Consider the following 3,189-nt stretch of genomic DNA (forward strand, 5'->3'; position numbering starts at 1 on the left):
GGCTGACGCCTGAAATCCGGTGATTGTTTGGAATTAATCTGTCAGGATTTTAAAAAACCATTCGATAACGCACATGATAAAAATTTTTATAAATCGCCCCATCGCGGTGTTAATGTTTTTTCTGGCTGTGTTTGTCACCGGAATGATGTCGCTGCGCCGCCTGCCGCTGGAACTGACTCCGGAAGTCAGCTATCCCAAACTTTCGGTGGCGACGCAATGGCCTAACAGCTCCGCAGAAATGGTGGAGGCTTACGTCACCGCGCCCATCGAAGCTGTGGCGAACACAATTGCCAATGTCAGAAAAGTCGATTCGATCTCCGACGAGGGCAATTCTACGGTCAACATCGAACTCACTCGCGAGGCAAATCCGGATTTTGCCGCGCTGGAGCTGAATGAGAAATTATCTGTGATTCGGGAGTCATTGCCGTTCGGCACCAGCCCGCCAAAAATTCAAAAATATGTACCCAAAGAATTTCAATCCGGAGAATTTCTCACTTATCATTTGTTCGGAAACTACACGCCGTTGGAAGTGCGGCAGTACGCGCTGAAAAATATGCGCGGTCCCCTGATGGGCATCAAAGGCGTGGCAGATGTGCAGGTTTACGGCGGTCAGGATGAGGAAATTCACATTATTCTGGATCGCGGAAAACTGAAATTGTTCGGGCTGACAGTAGAGCAAATTCAGCGGACGATTCGGGAAATGGCTGTGGAAGAAACTGTGGGTAGGCTGTATCGGGGCGCTTATAAATTTGAGCTGGTGGTACGCAATCCGCTGACTTCTGTGGAAGAAATTGCCAGGGCACAAATTTTAATGCCGAAAAATTTATTTGTACACATTTCCGATGTCGCCAAAGTGGAGCGCAGCGTGCAGGACGTGCGGCAAATCGGCAGAATCAACGGCAATCCGGCAGTGATTATTCAAATTTTTCGCGAACCGGGAACCAATGTGATTCAGGTCGCTGACCGCGTGTTTGCAAAAATTGCTGAATTGAAGAAAAAATTCCCGCCGTCGCTGGAGCTCATTAAAGAGCGGGATCAGAGCAAGCGCATCCGTAAGGAGCTGCGGGATTTGTCTGTCCGGGCACTGTTTTCCGTGATTGTGATTTTTTTCGTGCTGCTCATTTTTCTGCGCCGATTCAGGATGCCGCTGATTATTCTTTCCACCATTTTTTTCTCGGTGCTGCTGACGATTAATTTTTTCTATGCCGCGCATATCGGGCTGAATCTGCTCACGCTGGCAGGGCTGTCGCTGGGATTCGGCATGTTGGTGGATAACGCCATCGTGGTTCTGGACAGCATTCACCGGCATTGGCAGAAAGGGATTCCGGTGGCAGAAGCCTGCGCTGCCGGCACTTCAGCCGTAGCGCTGGCGATTGTGGCTGCCACTTTGACGACAGTGGCGGCGTTCATTCCCTTTCTTTATTTGACTGGTGAACTGCGGCTCTATTACATTCCTTTTGTGGCAGCCGTGGGGCTTTCGCTCATGTCTTCGCTTTTAGTGGCATTTACGCTCATTCCTTCTCTTTCTCATCAATTGCTGATTCGGGAATTCACACTGACCGCCGATTTTGAAAGGTCAGGACTTCTTGATCAGAAATTGCGAAATTTTTACGAAAAAACGTTGCGCTGGATTTTACGCCACAAAATTATTGTGTTGCTGGTCACTATTTTTTGTTTTTGGGGAAGTTATAAATTGTTCGACAAACATGTGACCAAAGGAAGTATCTGGGCATGGGGCGAGGAAACATATATTGCCATCTGGGCGCGCATGCCTTCCGGTGCGGACATTGAAACAACGGATCAATTGGCGAGATTTTTTGAGGAAAAGTTAAAACAGCAGCAGGGCGTGGAAAAATTTTACACCCGCGTCACCAATGAAACGGCTTACATCAGAGTGACTTTCCCTGATTCGTTGATTTTTTCCGCAGTGCCGTTGATTGTCAAAGAAAATATGACCGCGGCTGCTACGCAATTGGCCGGCATGGTTGTCGGCGTTTACGGATTCGGCCCCGGATTTTACAGCGGTGGCGGTGGCTCGACACCGTCGTTTCGCTTGAAAATGCTCGGCTACAATTATAATCAGGTAAAGAAATATGCAGAATTCGTGGGACAGCGGCTGAAACGCAATGTGCGCGTGCGCAATGTGGATGTGAGCAGTTCAGGCTTTGGCTGGGGCGACGACCGCCGTGAAATTCTCCTTTCGCTGAATCGTGGCAACGTCGCTAAATATCATCTCACCAATGTGGAAGTGTTGAATCAATTGCGGAACTATTTGCGGGAAAATTTAGCCTGGCAAAAACTGAAGATAAACGGAAGAGAATTTGCTTACAAAATAAAATTTAAAGGTTTTCAGCATTTCACTTTGCGGGATTTGCAAAATGTGCCGATTCGATCTGCTTCCGGAGAATCGGTGCGCTTGAAACATCTGGCGGAAATCAGTGAGCGAAAGGTCATGTCTCGCATTGTTCGCGAAGACCAGCAATATCAGCGCTGGATTACTTTTGAGTACCGGGGACCCTACAAATTAGGAGATCGTCTAATAGAATCTATTTTGAAGACTTCGCATTTTCCGCCGGGATACGAGTTGGAGCGAGCGACATGGATGTTTATGAAAAAGGAGGAAAAAAAGCAAATTTATCAGGTGCTGGCACTCTCGATTTTACTCGTGTTTATGGTCACGGCTGCATTGTTCGAGTCCTTGCGCCAACCGTTCATCGTGATTCTGACCATTCCGCTGGCGCTGATCGGCATTTTTCTGATTTTTTATCTCACCGCGACTAACTTTGACCGCTCCGCCTACATCGGTGTGGTTTTTCTTTCGGGAATTGTAGTGAATAATGCCATTATTTTGGTTGATCACATCAATGCAGTACGCAAGCTGGAAAAAGACAGGCGAACGGCCATAATCACTGGTGCCGCCGATCGCGTGCGTCCGATTTTAATGACCACGGCAACGACAGTTTTTGGTTTGCTGCCTTTGGTTTTATTTTCACACGAAGAAAAAAGTATTTGGTTCTCGCTGGCGCTGGCAACCATCGGCGGGCTGATCGCTTCGGCAGTTTTTGTGCTGACTGTAATTCCGATTTTATACGATTGGCTGGCGAAAAATTTGGATTTAAGGCGAGGGTTGAGTTGATGAATGAAATTGTTTTGCAGATGAAAAATATCCGTAAAAAGTACCCCGGCGTT

General features: G+C 47.6%; 1 protein-coding gene. It reads left to right on the forward strand.

The annotated features are described in order from the left end of the window. The first annotated feature begins 73 nt into the window (after positions 1–73). A complete protein-coding gene (locus GXO74_12095; GenBank protein ID NOZ62409.1) occupies positions 74–3,136 on the forward strand; it encodes an efflux RND transporter permease subunit in 3,063 nt (1,020 codons plus the stop codon). Positions 3,137–3,189: the final 53 nt, after the last annotated feature.

It is taken from the genome of Calditrichota bacterium, assembly GCA_013152715.1.
GTDB lineage: Bacteria > Zhuqueibacterota > Zhuqueibacteria > Thermofontimicrobiales > Thermofontimicrobiaceae > 4484-87.